The sequence below is a fragment of the Aliiglaciecola sp. 3_MG-2023 genome, from assembly GCF_030548205.1.
Lineage (GTDB): Bacteria > Pseudomonadota > Gammaproteobacteria > Enterobacterales > Alteromonadaceae > Aliiglaciecola.
Window position 1 is genome coordinate 54,523 of the sequence record NZ_JAUORV010000005.1, and the last position, 17,683, is coordinate 72,205.

General features: G+C 40.5%; 14 protein-coding genes. 9 read left to right on the forward strand and 5 right to left on the reverse strand.

Annotated elements, in window-relative coordinates; translation table 11 throughout:
• Window positions 1–80 precede the first annotated feature (80 nt).
• Window positions 81–689 (forward strand): chorismate lyase, encoded by a 609-nt coding sequence (locus Q4574_RS06990; protein ID WP_303472950.1) that lies wholly within the window; start codon window positions 81–83, stop codon window positions 687–689.
• Window positions 686–1,543, forward strand: coding sequence for a 4-hydroxybenzoate octaprenyltransferase (gene ubiA / locus Q4574_RS06995; RefSeq protein WP_303472952.1), 858 nt, complete (start codon window positions 686–688; stop codon window positions 1,541–1,543). The genes Q4574_RS06990 and ubiA overlap by 4 nt, the downstream gene beginning before the upstream one ends.
• An 18-nt stretch (window positions 1,544–1,561) precedes the next feature.
• On the opposite strand, the gene Q4574_RS07000 is transcribed toward ubiA, so the two are convergent.
• Window positions 1,562–1,822 (reverse strand): accessory factor UbiK family protein, encoded by a 261-nt coding sequence (locus Q4574_RS07000; protein ID WP_303472954.1) that lies wholly within the window; start codon window positions 1,820–1,822, stop codon window positions 1,562–1,564.
• A gap of 148 nt (window positions 1,823–1,970) precedes the next feature.
• Here Q4574_RS07000 and rep point away from each other — a divergent pair, with 148 nt between their 5' ends.
• Window positions 1,971–3,989 (forward strand): DNA helicase Rep, encoded by a 2,019-nt coding sequence (gene rep / locus Q4574_RS07005; protein ID WP_303472956.1) that lies wholly within the window; start codon window positions 1,971–1,973, stop codon window positions 3,987–3,989.
• Here rep and Q4574_RS07010 read toward each other — a convergent pair.
• Both Q4574_RS07010 and Q4574_RS07015 read right to left on the reverse strand, forming a co-directional pair.
• A complete protein-coding gene (locus Q4574_RS07010) occupies window positions 3,972–6,593 on the reverse strand; it encodes an EAL domain-containing protein (RefSeq protein ID WP_303472958.1) in 2,622 nt (873 codons plus the stop codon). The genes rep and Q4574_RS07010 overlap by 18 nt on opposite strands.
• 61 nt (window positions 6,594–6,654) lie before the next feature.
• The gene (locus Q4574_RS07015) at window positions 6,655–7,053 is read right to left on the reverse strand and encodes a cytochrome c5 family protein (RefSeq protein WP_303472961.1); all 399 of its coding nucleotides are present in this window, start codon (window positions 7,051–7,053) and stop codon (window positions 6,655–6,657) included.
• A 436-nt stretch (window positions 7,054–7,489) separates the two neighbouring features.
• Between Q4574_RS07015 and htpX the strand changes: the two genes are divergently transcribed.
• Window positions 7,490–8,362 carry a protease HtpX gene (htpX, locus tag Q4574_RS07020; RefSeq protein WP_303472963.1) on the forward strand — a complete coding sequence of 291 codons (873 nt, stop codon included), beginning with the start codon at window positions 7,490–7,492 and terminating at the stop codon, window positions 8,360–8,362.
• 76 nt (window positions 8,363–8,438) lie between these two features.
• Here htpX and Q4574_RS07025 read toward each other — a convergent pair whose 3' ends face one another.
• Together Q4574_RS07025 and Q4574_RS07030 are read right to left on the reverse strand one after the other, a co-directional pair.
• Window positions 8,439–8,657, reverse strand: coding sequence for a hypothetical protein (locus Q4574_RS07025; RefSeq protein ID WP_303472964.1), 219 nt, complete (start codon window positions 8,655–8,657; stop codon window positions 8,439–8,441).
• Window positions 8,658–8,756: 99 nt separating this feature from the next.
• Window positions 8,757–9,008, reverse strand: coding sequence for a hypothetical protein (locus Q4574_RS07030; protein ID WP_303472966.1), 252 nt, complete (start codon window positions 9,006–9,008; stop codon window positions 8,757–8,759).
• A gap of 580 nt (window positions 9,009–9,588) precedes the next feature.
• On the opposite strand from Q4574_RS07030, the gene Q4574_RS07035 reads away from it, so the two are divergent.
• The 5 genes from Q4574_RS07035 to Q4574_RS07055 all read left to right on the forward strand — a co-directional run bounded on the left by Q4574_RS07035 (window position 9,589) and on the right by Q4574_RS07055 (window position 17,681).
• The gene (locus Q4574_RS07035) at window positions 9,589–12,618 is read left to right on the forward strand and encodes a TonB-dependent receptor (RefSeq protein ID WP_303472967.1); all 3,030 of its coding nucleotides are present in this window, start codon (window positions 9,589–9,591) and stop codon (window positions 12,616–12,618) included.
• 197 nt (window positions 12,619–12,815) lie between these two features.
• Window positions 12,816–13,544, forward strand: a complete 729-nt coding sequence (locus tag Q4574_RS07040; RefSeq protein ID WP_303472969.1) for a SapC family protein — start codon at window positions 12,816–12,818, stop codon at window positions 13,542–13,544.
• Window positions 13,545–13,585: 41 nt separating this feature from the next.
• Window positions 13,586–14,620 (forward strand): cupin-like domain-containing protein, encoded by a 1,035-nt coding sequence (locus Q4574_RS07045; RefSeq protein WP_303472971.1) that lies wholly within the window; start codon window positions 13,586–13,588, stop codon window positions 14,618–14,620.
• Between the two features lie 13 nt (window positions 14,621–14,633).
• A complete protein-coding gene (locus Q4574_RS07050) occupies window positions 14,634–16,124 on the forward strand; it encodes a tryptophan halogenase family protein (protein WP_303472974.1) in 1,491 nt (496 codons plus the stop codon).
• A 222-nt stretch (window positions 16,125–16,346) separates the two neighbouring features.
• Window positions 16,347–17,681, forward strand: a complete 1,335-nt coding sequence (locus Q4574_RS07055) for a GH1 family beta-glucosidase (protein WP_303472976.1) — start codon at window positions 16,347–16,349, stop codon at window positions 17,679–17,681.
• Window positions 17,682–17,683 lie beyond the last annotated feature (2 nt).

Below are 17,683 nucleotides of genomic sequence, written 5' to 3' on the forward strand. Positions count from 1 at the left end.
CAAAGTGAAAATTACAATCTTTACACTGTGACTATAGATCTTCTCACTCTATTGTCTTCAGTATGTTAACAGCTATTGGTATGATAGCGTCACATTTTCATAGACTTAGCGCAATTTTGATTCAACAAACTCACTTTCCCGTTTCAATTCCAGCAAATTGGGTGTCCGCAGATGACTTACCTGTGGCAGATCCCTATTTGAAAAACTGGCTTTTAGATACAGGTTCTCTTACCGAACGTTTGCAATCACACTGTGCAGATTTTAAGGTTGAATTAATTGGGCAACGGCAGATGCGGCCTGAACCTGAGGAGTTAACGCAATTAACTTCCCATAATCCTCACTCTCAAGATCTGCAGTGGCAAGTCAGAGAAGTGATTTTATATGGTAACGGCCAGCCTTGGGTATTTGCACGGTCAGTCTTACCGCAACAATTGTGCGAAATGGATTTGGCGGAATTAGGTAACAAACCATTGGGCAAAATTATTTTCAATGATAGCCGATTTTCACGTAGTCCCTTTCAATTGTTGAAGCTGCCTAATACGTTACACTTTACAGATTTCATTAGGGCAACTGAAGAACAACCTCTTTGGGGGCGTCGTTCGTTGTTTGACTTTAACCAATTGCAGTTAATGGTGGCTGAGATTTTTTTACCAGATTGTCCAGCCTATTCCAAACAGAGTTCAATATGACAAAAAGTAAATTTAACGCTTTTGTTAGATTAGCTCGAATGGACAAACCCATAGGCAGCTATTTATTGCTATGGCCAACATTATGGGCGTTGTTAATCGCTGGTGAGGGCTATCCTCCATTGGAAATAGTGGTCGTGTTTATTGCGGGTGTTTTTGCCATGCGCAGCGCAGGTTGCGTTATTAATGATTACGCCGATCGCCACGTTGACGGGAAAGTTGAACGTACTAAGTCTCGTCCGTTAGTTAGTGGAGAAGTGACAGAGAAAGAGGCGTTATTATTTTTTTCTGTGCTTGTCTTTATTTCCTTTTTACTTGTATTAACTCTAAATTACCAAACCATACTTTTGTCATTTGGTGCGTTAGCACTCGCTTCTATTTATCCCTTTATGAAGCGGTTTACCAATCTTCCACAGGTGGTGCTTGGAGCAGCATTTAGTTGGGCAATTCCTATGGCATTTATGGCAGTAAATGAACAAATTCATTGGATTGGCTGGGTACTTTTCTTTATCAATGTTATTTGGACAGTGGGATATGATACTGAATATGCCATGGTAGACCGAGATGATGATTTGCAGATTGGGGTGAAGTCTACTGCAGTGTTATTTGCTCAAGCTGATAAATTAGCCATAGGCATTACGCAACTGGTTACCTTAGTGTTACTTGGATTTGTTGCCTACACCTTAAATATGACTTGGCCAATGTATATGTCGCTTTTGGTTATGGCTGGACTTTTTATTTATCAACAGTATTTAATAAAAGACCGAATCAGAGCCAATTGTTTTCAAGCATTCCTAAACAATCACTATGCTGGAATGATTGTCGCGATAGGCATGCTTTGCCACTATTGGCTGTAACTTCCGGTTGAAAATATCTTAATTTTCGTCAGCAGAATGAGCCGGATTTTCTAATTTTTCTAGGCGAGCTTCTAAGGCTTCAAGCTTTTCCCGCGTGCGAATAAGAACCTGACTTTGTACATCAAATTCCTCTCTGCTAACAAATTCTAGTCGGCTCAATTGGGATTGAAGTACTTGTTTGACCTTGGCTTCAGCCCCTTCAGCCATAGTTTTTACACCTGGTGGAATTGAATCGGTGATTTGCTTCGCAATATCTTCCAGTTTTTTTGGGTCCAACATGGGTAGAGTCTCCATATAAAAATATGATTGTATCAGAGGTGTGTTGAAGTTGCTGCATTTGCAGTAAAACAGCTGATTTGGACTGACGAGGCTAGTAATTCCACTGTTATTTTTTTACAATTCCCGGCCATATTTAAAAGACGCTCCCATGAAACTCAACGACGGTCAAAATCAAGCTGTTAAATTTATCTCTGGACCCTGCTTAGTGCTTGCCGGCGCGGGCAGTGGTAAAACCCGAGTTATTACCAATAAAATCGCTTATTTGGTACAAGAATGTGGTATTCCTGCCCGTCAAATTGCAGCGGTAACCTTTACTAATAAAGCTGCTAGAGAAATGAAGGAACGTGTAGCTCAAACCATGGGCAAAAAAGATGCTCGGGGCCTCAAAGTTTCTACTTTCCACACCATGGGGCTGAATATCATAAAGTCAGAGTTCCGTAGCTTGGGAATTAAACCTGGCTTTTCTTTGTTTGATGACAAAGACACTATGGCGTTGTTAAAAGACCTAACTGAAGACTCTTTAGATGGTGATAAAGAGCAGCTGAATTTATTGCAGTCGTGTATTTCCAATTGGAAAAACGACTTAATTTTGCCTGAGCAGTTGCAAAAGCGGGCGCTATCTCCTGGAGAAGTAGAGTTCGCAAAAGTTTACCATGAGTATCAGACCCACCTTAAAGCCTATAACGCCTTAGACTTTGATGATTTGATACTGATGCCAACCTTGTTATTGCAAAATAACCAAGAGGTGCGGCAAAAATGGCAAAACAAAATTAAATACCTGTTGGTTGATGAATACCAAGATACCAATACTAGTCAGTATGAATTAGTCAGGTTGTTAGTTGGAGAACGCGCTAGGTTTACGGTTGTGGGTGATGATGATCAATCTATTTATTCGTGGCGTGGAGCTAGACCACAAAATCTGGCCCTTTTACAACAAGACTTTCCCAACTTAAAGTTGGTAAAACTAGAACAAAATTATCGCTCTTCAGAACGGATCCTACATACAGCAAATATTCTTATTCAAAATAACCCCCATGTTTTTGAAAAACGATTGTTCTCAGAATTAGGTTATGGTGAGCCTCTTAAAGTGTTGATTGCCAAAAATGAAGAGCATGAAGCAGAACGGGTGGTTGCCGAACTACTCGCCCATAAGTTTATGAAAAATACCCAATTCAAGGATTATGCAATTCTGTATCGGGGAAACCACCAATCTCGCTTATTTGAAAAAATTCTAATGAGTAATCGTATTCCATACAAAATAAATGGAGGTATGTCATTTTTCGGTCGAACTGAAGTAAAAGATTTGATGGCTTACCTAAGATTGCTAGTCAACCAGGATGATGACAACGCGCTACTACGGGTTATCAATACACCAACTCGTGGCATTGGACGTGTTAGCTTAGAAAAGTTGGGGAGTTTCGCGAATCAGTTGGGGTGCTCTATTTTTGAAGCGGCTTGCCACCCACAGTTGCACAGTGTTTTAAGTGGAAAAGCTCAGCAAAATATAGAGGCATTTAGTCGCTGGATTGTTGAGGCTTCAGACAATGCTATTCGTGGCGACGGTATTGCCGCGATTCGTGGCATGATCAAGGCCATGCAGTATGAAGAGTGGCTATATGAGTCGAGCACCAGTCCTAAAGCTGCTGAAATGGCAATGGCGAATATCAGTACTCTTTTTGGCTGGATAAGCGATATGCTCGAAGGAAACGAGTTAGATCCGCCAATGACTTTGTCTGAGGTTGTGAATCGACTAATATTGCGAGATATGATGGAGCGTAATGAAGATGCCGAAGAATCAGATCAAGTGCAACTGATGACATTACATGCATCCAAAGGGCTCGAGTTTCCTTATGTTTTCATGGTTGGTATGGAAGAGGGCTTATTGCCACATCAAAGTAGTATTGATGAAAATAATATCGAAGAGGAACGTCGGCTAACTTATGTCGGTATTACCCGAGCACAAAAGGAGCTATTTTTTACCTTGAGTAAAGAACGTCGGCAATTCGGAGAGGTGATTCAGCCTGAGCCAAGTCGTTTCCTATATGAGCTACCTCAAGATGATATTATTTGGGAACATAAAAAGGTCAAAGATAGTGCTGAAGTTCGCCAACAGAAAGGTCAGACTGGTATCGCGAATTTACGAAATATTTTAGCTAGCGGGAAGTGAATTTTGTTGTAAAACTGACGTCATGCTAACGGGAGACTCGATAAAGTGGCCCTGACCTAAAGTGCATCCTGCATCCACTAACGCGTTATATTGTTCTTCATTTTCAATCCCTTCAGCAATAAGCTTAAAGGATAACTGGCTGGATATGGCTAGTACTGAGCGAATTAAATTGTAATTCCGCTTTGAGCGAGTGATTGATTTGACGAATTTATGATCAATCTTAACGTAATCAAATGGATAGCTATATAAGTAGCTTAAAGAAGCAAGGCCGCTCCCGAAGTTATCTAACACCAGAGTAACACCTGAACGTTTCAGTTTTTTAATCGCTGGAAGCATAAAAGTTGAGCGAAGATTAAGTTCATTTTCATCAAACTCAAAAACTAAATTAGAAGGGTCAATATTAGTTGATTTTACTCTTTCAATTATTTGATTCACTAATCGAGTTTGGGATAAATGATTTATTGATAAATTAATGGCGATTTTGCGGTGTGTTTCGTTATCGCCGACTTTCTTCCAGTGCTGTAGAATCTTAACCGCTTGGTCTAACATAAAGTTATCGATCTCTACCGTTAATCCGCTACCTTGGGCAACTTTCCAGAACTTCTCGCGTTTAATTTTACCCATTGTTGGATGGATCCAGCGCACGAAAAATTCGTGATACAACACTGAATTCGTTTGAAAATTTACAATGGGTTGAATTTGAGAATCGAAGTTCTCTTCATTCAGGGTTTTCCTGAATTCGTTCTCTAACTCCAGTTCTTCCAGTAATTTTTGACGCATGCTCGTATCGAATATCACATAACGCCCTCTACCAAGTGCTTTAGCCTGGTACATAGCCGCGTCCGCATCCCGGAGCAATTCATCAGCGGTTTCATAACCCTTTTCAATATTTGCTATTCCAATACTGGCACCAGAGAACATTTCTTTATTATCAAAGGTGAAAGGAATAGACAGAGTTTGAATGATACGACTGGCGACTTCCTCAACATCACTAAAGTCGTCAAAACTATCTAACAGAATAACAAACTCATCACCGCCTAATCTCGCTAATAGGTCGTGAGCGCGGATGCATTTAGAGATACGTTTAGATACTTCAATTAAGAACTGATCGCCAGTATGGTGACCTAAGCTATCATTGATTTGTTTGAATCTATCTAAATCTATGAATAAAACCGCAAATTGATGTTCAGGATATCTGTTTTTATTCGCAACAGCTAACTCCAGTCGACTGTTAAACATGACTCTATTTGGGAGGCCAGTGAGTGCATCATGATGTGCATCATGAATAAGTTTTAATTCGATTTCTTTACGCTCTTCAATTTGCTTCTTTAGATACAAATTAGTTTGGTGTAATTCGTCTGTGCGTTCACGGACTTTGCGACTGAGTTGTACGTTGTACTTTTGAATGGCTTCTGCCGTTTGTTTACGCTCGATAGCAACAGCAATATGGTGAGAAACGAATTTTAATAACTCTAGATCTCTAAGGGTGTACTTCGAATCTTTACTGTAGGTTTGAACCGCGATAACCCCAGAGATAACCCCATCCACATAAAGAGGAGAGCCTATCCATGAGTTGTTATGTTTAATCATGTTATTGACTGTGGTGTGATCTAGTTGGTTTTCAACCGCTAAATCAGTGACTCGTTCGGCGTCTATTAATTCTGCTTTACCCGAACGCAAGACAAACTCAGTGAGGCCATTACTCATTGGTCTTGACTTGATAAAATCATTTAATTCATCGCTGTAATAGGGAAACTCTAAGGTGTTATTTTTTTCGTTAATTATCGCCACATAACAGTTCGGAGCGCTCAGTAGTCTGGCTAGAATATCGTGTAAACTAGCATAGAAATCAGACATTTCCCCCTCCACCGAAGCGGCGATTTCGGAAATTTCGAAAAGGGCTTGTTGCAAAGATTCAACTTTTTGTCGTTCTAAAATCTCATCTTGAAGTTCATCGTTAATTTCACGAAGTTGTTTAGTTCTTTCGCGAATTGTTTGCTCTGTTAATTCCCTGCTTTTGACTCTATCTAGAGCATTTACAATATGCTGCGATACAAATAACAGCAAATCTAGTTCGTCTTTTACATATCGAACCGCTTTGTCGTAACTTTGAACCACCATTGCGCCAATGACTTTATTGCCACGTTTTAGGGGGACACCAATCAGATCTACGGGGGTTTTCCCAATGGTTTTGAAGTTACGTTTTTTTGATTCTGCTTCGAAGTTTTCTTCGCTTAAAAATAAATGCTGGCCAGTTTTTAGGATATAACCTGCAATACCACCGAGTAAATCTTTAGCTGGAATTTGCTTAATGACACTTTCATCGAATTGGTCAACAAAGTATGGGAATTCTACAAATTCATCATCTTTTTCGTAGAGTGCAACAAAAAAGTTTTGGGCATTCATGAATTGACCGATGATTTCGTGAATAGCCGCATATAGGCTTGAAAGTTCGCTGATAGAACCCGCTAATTCAGATATGTCAAAAAGCGCTCTTTGAATGTGCTCAGAGCGCTTATATTTTTCTGTTAACTGCTGAAGTTGTGGGATTATTTCCCGCAGTTCCTCAACAGTTAATTGGTCTGTATCAAAGTCTTTAGACAATACATTTAATCCGATAAAAGATTAACTTCAAAGAACCCTGCACTAATACAACCAACTAAAGTTAGACACCTTCAATCATGTATTCAATTGCTGCTTTAATATCATCATCTGAGCAATCGCCACAGGTTCCTCTTGGAGGCATAGAACCGAGTCCGTTTAATGCGTTATGCAAAACTTCATCTAACCCTTTTTCTAAACGCGGTGACCAATCTGCAGCATCGTGAAGTTTGGGAGCGTTTAGCACGCCAGATGCATGACAAGCGAAACAAGCGGTATTATAAATGTCTTCACCGGAGCGAGGGCCTGAAGCAGCTGCTGAGTCGGCTTTCGCACCTGCAACATGAACTGAACCTACAGGTTCGATGCGGGATTTGATATCTTCCTCAGACATGTTTTGCGCTTGTACGGCAAACATCAACAAACTTCCTACTAACACGCTCAACAACGCTTTTAATTTCACAATAATCTCCAACGATCTAAATTTAAATTCTAACGCTCAATAAAGAATAACAAATTATAGCGAGTTATTGATACTGAACAACAATTTACTTTGTAATTGTTATTTATCTTCGCTGTAATCTGACTTATTTAGAGAGTTTAACTCTTTTTAGTCTGTTCTAACTAACAATAAGTGACAATTCTAGGTCAAATAATAACAAATTTCCCATATTTGTAGATACGCTAGTTTGTATGAATTGAAGCAAAACTAATATTTCGTCTAAGTTTACATGAATAAGCATCTAAAAATTTTAAAAAATAGTATTAATATATATTGCACAACTTAGTTAAAGACCCATATTAAGAGCAATCGGTGGATTTGTTTCTTAACTTTTCTAACCGTGACTACTGGTAACTAAATTCAGTTGGGAATTCCCTCTGTATTAAAGGAGTACTGAATGTTAAGAATATTTCTATTTCTAGGCACAAATATAGCCATTATTGCATTATTAAGTCTGACATTTAGCCTTTTTGGTTTCCAAGGCTTACTAGCAGAAAATGGGGTTGATTTAGATCTAACTGCGTTAATGATCTATTCAGGTGTTATCGGTTTTAGCGGCGCGTTCATTTCTTTGTTCTTATCTAAGTTTATGGCTAAGCGGTCTATGGGCGTTCATGTTATTGAACAGCCGTCCGATACTACCCAGCGTTGGCTAGTCGATACCGTGCGTAGACAAGCTGAAATGGCTGGAATAGGCATGCCTGAGGTTGGTCTTTTCAATAGCCCATCGCCTAATGCTTTTGCTACTGGCTGGAATCGAAATAATGCGTTAGTCGCAGTTAGTACCGGACTCCTTGCGCAGATGAGTAAAAATGAAGTGGAAGCGGTATTGGCTCACGAAGTTAGCCACGTAGCAAACGGTGATATGGTAACCATGACGTTAATTCAAGGGGTTGTGAACACCTTTGTGGTTTTCTTATCTCGGGTTATAGGACACATTGTTGATCGAGTCGTATTCAAAGTAGAGAGAGGTCATGGACCGGCTTTTTGGATTGTCTCTATTATTGCTGAAATTATTCTTGGCTTTTTAGCGATGACCCTAGTGATGTGGTTTTCTCGGTACAGAGAGTTCAGAGCCGATGAAGGTGGTGCAAAACTCGCAGGAAAGGCAAATATGATTGCTGCTTTAGGGAAGTTGAAGAGCTTCCAAGGAACCCCTGATATGCCTGATGAAATGGCCGCTTTTGCCATTAACGCGGGGAAAATACAAAAACTATTTGCAAGCCATCCACCGCTGGAAAAGCGTATTGAAAATCTAAGAGCTGGGTAATCCAGCTCTATTTAGCATTTATACTTTTTAAGTAATCTTATACACCAAGTCTACAAAGCCAACCTAAAAGCCCAATTTAAAAAGCGAAGCTAGTCTGCACTCTGCGCCCTGTATTGGTGTTTTTATTTTTTGATTTCGCCAACATTCGTAGATTATCTAAGCGATTGATAAAGCTCTCGAATTGTTTGTCGCGTGTCGCTTTATCTTGGTTTTTTTGACTGACTCTTTGTTGTTGTATTTGACAACGAGCGGACTCACATATTGAATCGTGCAGGTTAACTAATTCATTTGTCATAACATCCTCTCTATTTTAACTGTATACATATACAGTATATAATCGAATGAAAATTAGTCAATAGATAGACACATAAATTCTTTTAAAATGTCATTGTGTTTAACCTTTGCTATTCAAAATACGGTTTACCCCTTCTGATTCCCGTTTAACCAATATAAATGTAATGATCATTTTAGTCGGAAGTGACATAACCATCCCCACTGCAACGCAGGCTGCACTAATTATAATTCCTTGTATTCCCATTTCTTCAATGGTTTGACTAAAAAGGTGTAAATAAACCCCAAGCATAATTAACCCCAACCCCGTGAACATGACCATTTTAAGCAATGTCATTACCTTGGTGTTAGTCATGAAGGTTGCCTCTTATTGTTCAAAACCCTTTTGCGATATTTAATCAGGTATTGAAAAAGCCACATTGATCCAGGTCAGTTGAATAGTATATTTTGACTTTGTGAGTAAATTTTAATTCCTTCCCAGCTTGAATTTATAGCATTAGCTATCAAACATTGGCATACAAATAGTTAACAAACGAATCTATAAAAAAGAAATACTAAATATCAAAGAAACAGGGATTGATGTTAACTATTAGTTAAAATTATTGCTTTTTTCGATTTGGTAAATTTAATTTTTACAGACGGGCGAGTAAATAATAAATGCTTAATTACAATCTTTAGTTGATGTTTCTAATGGGTTTTTTGGTTTTCAAGCATTGTTGCTATATCGATTTAGTTGTAAACGGTTAGTTAATAATTTTTCAGAATTGGATGATTATGAGTTGACGGTCTCTTTTTCGTACTCTATCCTAATGAAAGCGCTTACATTTGCTTGTTATTACAATAATTTTACAACCTTTGGGTGGCAAGAGCAGGAAGTGCGCGGGTAAAAGTGTAGTAATGAGTACTATCAAGTTAGTTTTTTGGGAGAAAACAACATGACTAAAATAAGGTTTGCAAAAACCCATCTAGCAAAGAGTCTGTCGCTCGTTTTAGGAGCTTCAATGTGTGCACCACTTGTTGCGCAAGAAGCTGAAGACTTAGAGGTAATACAAGTAACGGGATTACGCGGTAGTTTACAAGAGGCTGCTGCAATAAAACGCTCATCAGCGGGGGTTGTTGACGCTATTTCTGCTGAAGATATCGGTAAATTCCCAGATACAAACCTAGCAGAATCGTTACAACGTATTACGGGGGTCTCCATCAGTCGCACCAATGGTGAAGGGTCTGAAGTGACGGTTCGTGGTTTTGGTGGCGGAAACAACATGATCACCTTGAATGGTCGAACTATGCCGGCGGCGATAACCTATGGAGCAGGCACAGGGGCTGACGGAACCACCAAAGGTGGAAACACTCGTTCATTTGATTTTGCAAACCTTGCCTCAGAGAGTATTAGGGCCGTTGAAGTATACAAAACGGGGAAAGCCAATATCGCTACTGGTGGAATAGGTGCAACCATTAATATCATCACCGCTAAACCTATGGACCAAGAAGGTTTTGTTGCCACTGTAGGTGCAAAAGCCGTGCATGATACAACTAATCGAACCGGCGATGATTTAACCCCGGAGCTTTCAGCCATTATGAGTTACGCCAATGACGACAAAACCTTTGGTGTTAGTTTGTCGGCTGTTCATCAAGAACGTGACTCAGGTTATACAGGGGCAACAGTAAATAATTGGAATATTGACTATTGGGATGACATTGCAGACCCAGATAGAATGTGGAACAACGCTGACGCCAATTATGTTAATGCTCCAGAACAAGGGCAGTTGTATGCTCGCCCTAATGATATCCGCTATGCTTTTTCAAATACTCAAAGAACTCGCGACAATATGCAACTCACTTTGCAGTTCGCCCCCACCGATGATTTTAAGGCATCAGTTGATTACACCTTTGCCGAAAATGAAATTGTCGAACAGCGCGGAGAAATTGGTAACTGGCTACAAATTGGAACCAATACGGGCACCGTTGAGTTCGATAACTCTGCCGTAAAAACGCCTATTTATATTTCCGAGAGTTATGCCGGAGGCGTTGATGAAGGCTATGAGCAGCAATGGCGTGAACAAACCAATACTCTTGATTCGGTTGGGGTCAATTTCGAATACAACGTGAATGATGATTTCAAAATAGTTTTTGATGCTCACGATTCAACCATGCACAGTCGCGGCACCGGACCTAGAGGATCTGGCGAGTTAGCCGTGGGTTTAGGCGCGCCAACCGTCGTCTCTAGAGAATGGTTTTGGGATGCTGATTTACCCACTTATAGCAATGTTTATGATGACAGTATTCGCGGCGCTAACAATAACGGTCAGGTGGATGCAGGAGACGTCGGATCGTCAATTGCCCGTATTAGAAACGCCAGCCAAAAGTCGAGTATTACTCAATATAAACTTGATGCTACTTACTTCCTCGACAGTGGTCATTTCGATTTCGGTTTAGAAGCTCGCGAGATGGAGTCTCGTTCATTCCAAACCGCAGGTAACAATATTGCCTTGGGGAATTGGGGGGTGGCGAATCCGGGTGAGTTCGGTGATTTGATCCAACCTTTTGATTTGCCTGGTGAGTTTGATGACTTTACCACTCGATCTGGTGGATACGGATTTATTGCCAATGCCGCTGATTTATATACGGCAGCTGAAGCCCTCTATCCAGGGATCCCAAGCGGTGTAGAAGATGCGTTGTCATTCGATGATACGATTCAAGAAGATACATTAGCTGCGTACGTGCAGGTATCCTTGGAAGGTGAAATTGGCAAAATGCCCTTTAGCATCCTTACCGGTATTCGTTATGAAACTACGGATGTTACTTCCACATCATTGATTAGTCGTAACTATTTCCAATGGGAAGACAATAATGACGTAGTTGCCTATGTTGATGGTTCGGAAACAAGTTATGTTTCAGCGGATAGCGATTATGACTTTTTATTACCTAGTTTAGATTTAAGATTGGAAATCCAGGATGACTTAATTGGTCGTTTCTCTTATAGCAAAACGATTGCTCGAGCAGGTTTTGGTAGTTTAGGGGTCTCTGCTTCAAACTTTGCTGGTGGTGGCGGTTCAACACTATTGGGCGCGCAACCTACGGCGGATGCGTCAAATCCTGCTTTATTACCACTGGAATCATCTAACGTCGATTTATCCTTAGAGTGGTACTACGATGAAACGAGTTATGTGTCAGCTGGATTGTTCCAAAAAGATGTGGTTAATTTCTTAGGTAGCCGCCAAGTTGACCAACCGTTATTGGGTATTCGTGATGTCACCGGTGGACCCCGTGCCGAAGCGGCAGCGCAAGCGTTAGCTGATCGTAATATCGCACTAGATGATACTTCTCTTTACGCGATGATGGTGTTACTCAGTCAACCGGAAGCGTTTCCTGGCGGTGCGGATGATTACACGGGTACACCAGAGCAAATTCAACAACTAGCTGAAACAGATGGTTGGGACTTGCTTGCCAATGAAGATGACCCAGAAGTCATTTTCCGCACCAACACCCCCGATAATAATCGCGCAGCAAAAATCTATGGGGCTGAATTCGCGGTACAACATTTCTTTGGTGATAGTGGATTTGGTGTGCAGGCAAATTATACGGTGGTACGTGGAGATGTGGGCTTTGATAATGAAGCTGATCCAAATCAATCGCAATTTGCTTTAGTGGGGTTAAGTGATACTGCTAACCTTGTGGCGATGTATGAAAAAGACGGCTTCCAAGCTCGCCTTGCCCTTAATTGGCGAGATAAATATTTGGCTGAGGTGAACAAAGGTAGTTCCAATAACCCTCGTTATGTAGAGTCTTATACGCAACTCGATGTCAACGTCAGCTATGATATTAACGATCAATTCACGGTATTTTTTGAAGGTTTAAATATTACTGAAGAAGACATACGTGAACACGCTCGTAACGAAACCCAGCTATGGTATGCAACAGATTTAGGTGCACGCTATCAATTGGGAGCTCGCTACAAGTTCTAACTATGCGCGAAATAGGCAACAACACATCAAGTGTTGTTGCCTTTGTCGAAGAGCGCAACCACGCGACTATATTTGAATAGAATTTGAAGATGTTGCACACTGGTTTTGCACACTTAGCTTTATTAAATATGAATAATTTCATTTTTAAATTGTTGGTTTGAGTTAACAAATGAGTAATTGTAGGTCGAGGGAAGACAATGGCGAAACACGTGCTTTTAAATAATGTGCATCATAAAAATGTGAGGGTGCTAGCCCATTACGCTAAAGAGTTTGCCGATGATGTAGCCAGTGTATTGGTTTTCCCACCCGAATTTGTGGAGTTGCAAAAAGAGTATCCGATATTCTTTCAATTAGACAAACAAACTATTAAATATCAATGTGTTGCAATACTGGGTTTGCAAAAAGACGAAAACCTTTTCTTAAACAATCTGAGCCCTTTAGGTTGGCATGCTGATTACATACCCGCGATGATGGAGCGTGGGCCTTTTCTTATTGGCTTTCAGCAACAGGATCCCCTTTCAGATCCCTCACCGGTTATTCATATTGATATGCAGCATCCCAAAGTGTCCAATGAAAAAGGACAGCCCTTGTTTCTCGAACATGGTGGCAACAGTCCCTATTTGAATCATGTGGCCACACGCCTACAGGCCATTCATGAAGGCATGGCAATCCAAGATAAGATGTTTGACTGCTTCCAAGCATGCGATTTGATAGAGCCGGTTAATATCGAATTTGATTTAATCAACGGAGAGAAGTGCAAATTAACTGGTAATTTCACTATTAATGAAGAGAAATTAAGAGCCTTGTCAGCCGAACAGCTTTTTGAACTCAATCAATTGGGTTACCTGCAGTTTGCATACGCAGCAATCGCTTCTGTTACTAATATTAGAAAGTTGGTAGAGCGCAAAAATGCCCTGCTAACTTAATCAGTGCATTATTCGTCTTACCAGTCGAGTTCAGAATAAACATGTTAAGTATAAAACAACAAACTGAAATCATAACCGATTGCCAACCAGGGAAAATACCTACGGATATCCATCAGTATTCCCATCCTGTTGTGCTTAAAGGTTTGGTTAAGCACTGGGAATTAGTTGAAATTGGCTTGGAATCCGCGCAAAAAAGCGTTGATTATTTAAAATCATTCTATAATGGAAAACCCGTATTCGCGTATTTTGGTGCGCCCGAAATAGAAGGCAAATACGCGTACAACGAAAATGCGACTAAGCTAAATTATGAGTCTAAAAAGGCAAAAGTTGATGAGGTTCTTGAACTCATAATCCAGCACCTTTATGAGCCGCAACCACCTAGTTATTACATCGCATCAAATGTTATCGATACAAACTTTCCTGGATTGACTCAGGAAAACAACTTACACATACCAGTGGCTAAAAAACAGGTTGCTACCGAACCACCAGTGGCGAGTATCTGGATAGGTAATAAGTCTATTGCCAGATGTCATTATGATGCCTCCGATAACATTGCGTGCGTAGTTTCAGGAAAGCGCCGTTTTATCACTTTTCCACCAGATCAAATTGCTAATTTATATCCTGGTCCGCTAGCGCCTACACCAGGAGGTCCAGTTATTACCATGGTGGACTTGCACAATCCTGATTTTGAAAAATATCCAAAAATCAAAGAAGCCTTAGCCCACGGACAAGTAGCGGAATTAGAACCTGGCGATGCTATTTATATTCCAAGTATGTGGTGGCACCAAGTTGAAGCATTAAGCCCATATAATATCTTAGTGAATTATTGGTGGAGTGATGCTGAAAAATACATGGGGGCCGCAATGAATGTACTGTATCACGCCATGTTAAGTCTTCGCGATAAACCGGCTCATGAGAAAGCCGGTTGGAAGCACGTATTTGATTACTATATTTTTGGTGAAGGTGAACAGCCTACTGAGCACTTACCCCCCGAAGCACAAGGGTTCCTAGGGCCAATGAATGAAATAATGTCTCGCCAGCTTCGCAGCATGTTAATTAACAAACTAAACAGATAAATGGACCTTAAACGTGAATAGAAAAATCAATAATGTCGTCATCGCGGGAGGTGGCACAGCTGGATGGATAGCGGCAGCTGCATTGGCTAAACAGATGTCCTCGGTGATAAATGTGACCTTGGTGGAGTCGGATGAAATTGGTACCGTCGGTGTCGGAGAAGCCACCATTCCACCCATGCGCGTGTTTAATAAACTCTTGGGCATAGATGAATCTCAGTTTATGCGGGAAACGTCAGCTACCTTTAAACTAGGTATACAGTTTGATAATTGGGGTAAGCAAGGCGATAGCTACATCCATTCCTTTGGAATGACAGGTAAAGAGAGTTTTATCGCGCCGTTTCATCACTTCTGGCTGTATGGGAAAGAGCAGGGGGTGGCTAAAGACTTTGGTAAGTATTGCTTTGAATTGGAAGCCGCCAGGGCTAACAAATTTGCGTTATCAGACAACTTATCAATCAATTATGCATACCATTTAGATTCAAGTAAATATGCGGCCTTTTTACGTAAGTTTAGTGAATCTCGAGGGGTTAAGCGGCTTGAAGGGAAAATTGCAGAAGTAAATAAAAACCCGAAAAACGGTTTTATTTCTAGTTTAAAGCTGGATTCTGGACAGCTAATTGAAGGTGATTTGTTCATTGACTGTACAGGTTTTCGAGGCCTACTAATTGAGCAAGCATTGCATACTGGATATGAAGATTGGTCTCATTGGTTGCCTTGTGACAGTGCTATTGCAGTACAAACTGAATCAATGGGGGAAATCTCTCCTATTACTCGATCAATTGCCCATCAAAGTGGCTGGCAATGGCGGATCCCCTTACAGCACAGGGTGGGGAATGGAATAGTTTATTGCAGTAAGTTTATGAGTGACGAACAGGCAAAAAATCATCTTTTGGCAAATATCCAAGGGGAAGCGATTACGCAACCAAGAGTGATCAAATATCGAACTGGTCGACGACGTAAACATTGGAACAAAAATTGTGTGGCTCTTGGTTTAGCGAGTGGTTTTGTTGAGCCCCTTGAATCAACAAGCATCCATTTAATAATGATGGGAATTATTCGCTTACTGAGGCTTTTCCCCTGTGGTGAAATATCCGACTCAGTAATCAATGAATATAATCAACAAGCCACTGATGAAATCGAAAAAATCCGCGACTTTATTGTGTTGCATTATCATGTTACCCAACGCCAAGACAGTGAGTTTTGGCGACATTGCAAAAACATGGAAGTACCTGATAGTTTAGCCCATAGAATCAGGCTGTTCGCTGATCACGCCCATGCATTTCAAGCCGATGGTGAATTATTTAGAGTGGATTCTTGGACCCAAGTTATGCTTGGCCAGGGAATTCAACCTAAACAATATCACCCTAGTGTTCAGGGAATGCCTGTGAACGAGTTAGAAAAGTTCCTATCTTCATTGGAACAATCAATAGCCAAAGGCGTATCCCATTTACCGACTCATCAAGACTTTATTCAAGAGTATTGTCGACAACCGAAACCATCATGACGACTAGGCAATAATACTAGCTAAATTAGAAGTTTAGGACTTTTTGAAGCAGGCATTTACATTTTTTTAACCTTAATCATTGCTTTTTGATACTGTTCCAACTAACCTCTAAATGAAAGCGCTTTCATTTTATGGGTTTTAATGATATTTTTCGCGATTTAGCAGTATCAAAACGCCAAAAAGAAACCGATTAACCATTAACCGAATTAGTAATTATCAATCATGAACAACCTATCTTTACCATCTTCATCAAAATTATTGAACCGAGACTTCGTGTTCGGTGTTGCTACATCTTCATTCCAAATTGAAGGGGATGCGGATAACCGATTAGCGTCTATTTGGGACACTTTTTGTGCCACACCAGGGAAAATTTCCGATGGTTCAAATGGGCTGGTGGCCTGTGAGCATGTTAAGTTTTGGCGAGAAGATGTAGAGTTGATTGACTCTTTAGGCGTGGATGCCTATCGATTTTCTATCTCTTGGCCACGGGTGATCAAGAAAGATGGGACATTAAACCAAAAAGGTATACAGTTTTACATTGACTTGGTAGACGAGTTGCTTAAGCGAAATATTAAACCCTTTGTCACTTTATATCATTGGGATTTACCCCAGCACCTAGAAGAACTCGGGGGCTGGTTAAATCGTGAAACCGCTTTCCATTTTGAAAATTATGTGAATTTAGTCTCAAAAGCTTTGGGTGATCGAGTTTATGCTTACGCTACCTTAAATGAACCGTTTTGCTCAGCTTATTTAGGTTACGAAAGCGGCGAGCATGCACCGGGTAAAACGGGCCAAGGCAACGGCCGAAAATCCGCACATCACCTGTTGTTAGCCCATGGTCTAGGAATACGTACTTTACGTAGAAATTGTCCTCAGGCTTTGGCCGGTATTGTACTTAATTTTACTCCTTGTTATCCCGAGACTCAGGCTGATAAGGATATAAAAGCCACTAAAATAGCCGATGACTATATTAACCAGTGGTACATGCGTCCTGTAATGGAAGGTTTATATCCAGATGTGGTTGAACTCATTGAACCACAAAATCGCCCCGATATTTTACCGGGTGATATGGACTTAATTAGTCAAAGGTTAGACTTTTTAGGAGTTAACTTTTATACCCGTTTAAAATACCGTTGTGATGGCAAAGGTTGGTTTCAAGAGTTGCAACCCAACAATGTTTTAACTACTGATATGGGATGGGAAATCTATCCCGAAGCACTATCTGATTTATTACTATCACTCCATCAGCGTTATACACTGCCACCTATTTACATCACTGAAAATGGAGCAGCTATGCAAGATGAAATTAAACAAGGCAAGGTGCATGATCAAGATAGAATCGATTATTTTCAGTCCCACCTTAATGCTGTTGATTATGCTGCCCAGCAAGGAGTTGATATTGCCGGCTATTTTGCCTGGAGTTTAATGGATAACTTCGAATGGGCGAAAGGTTACGAAAAGCGCTTCGGTATTGTTTATGTAGACTATCTCACTCAGAATCGCATTATTAAAGATAGTGGACGGGCATACAAGCAACTCATCACCAGTAGGTCGTAAAT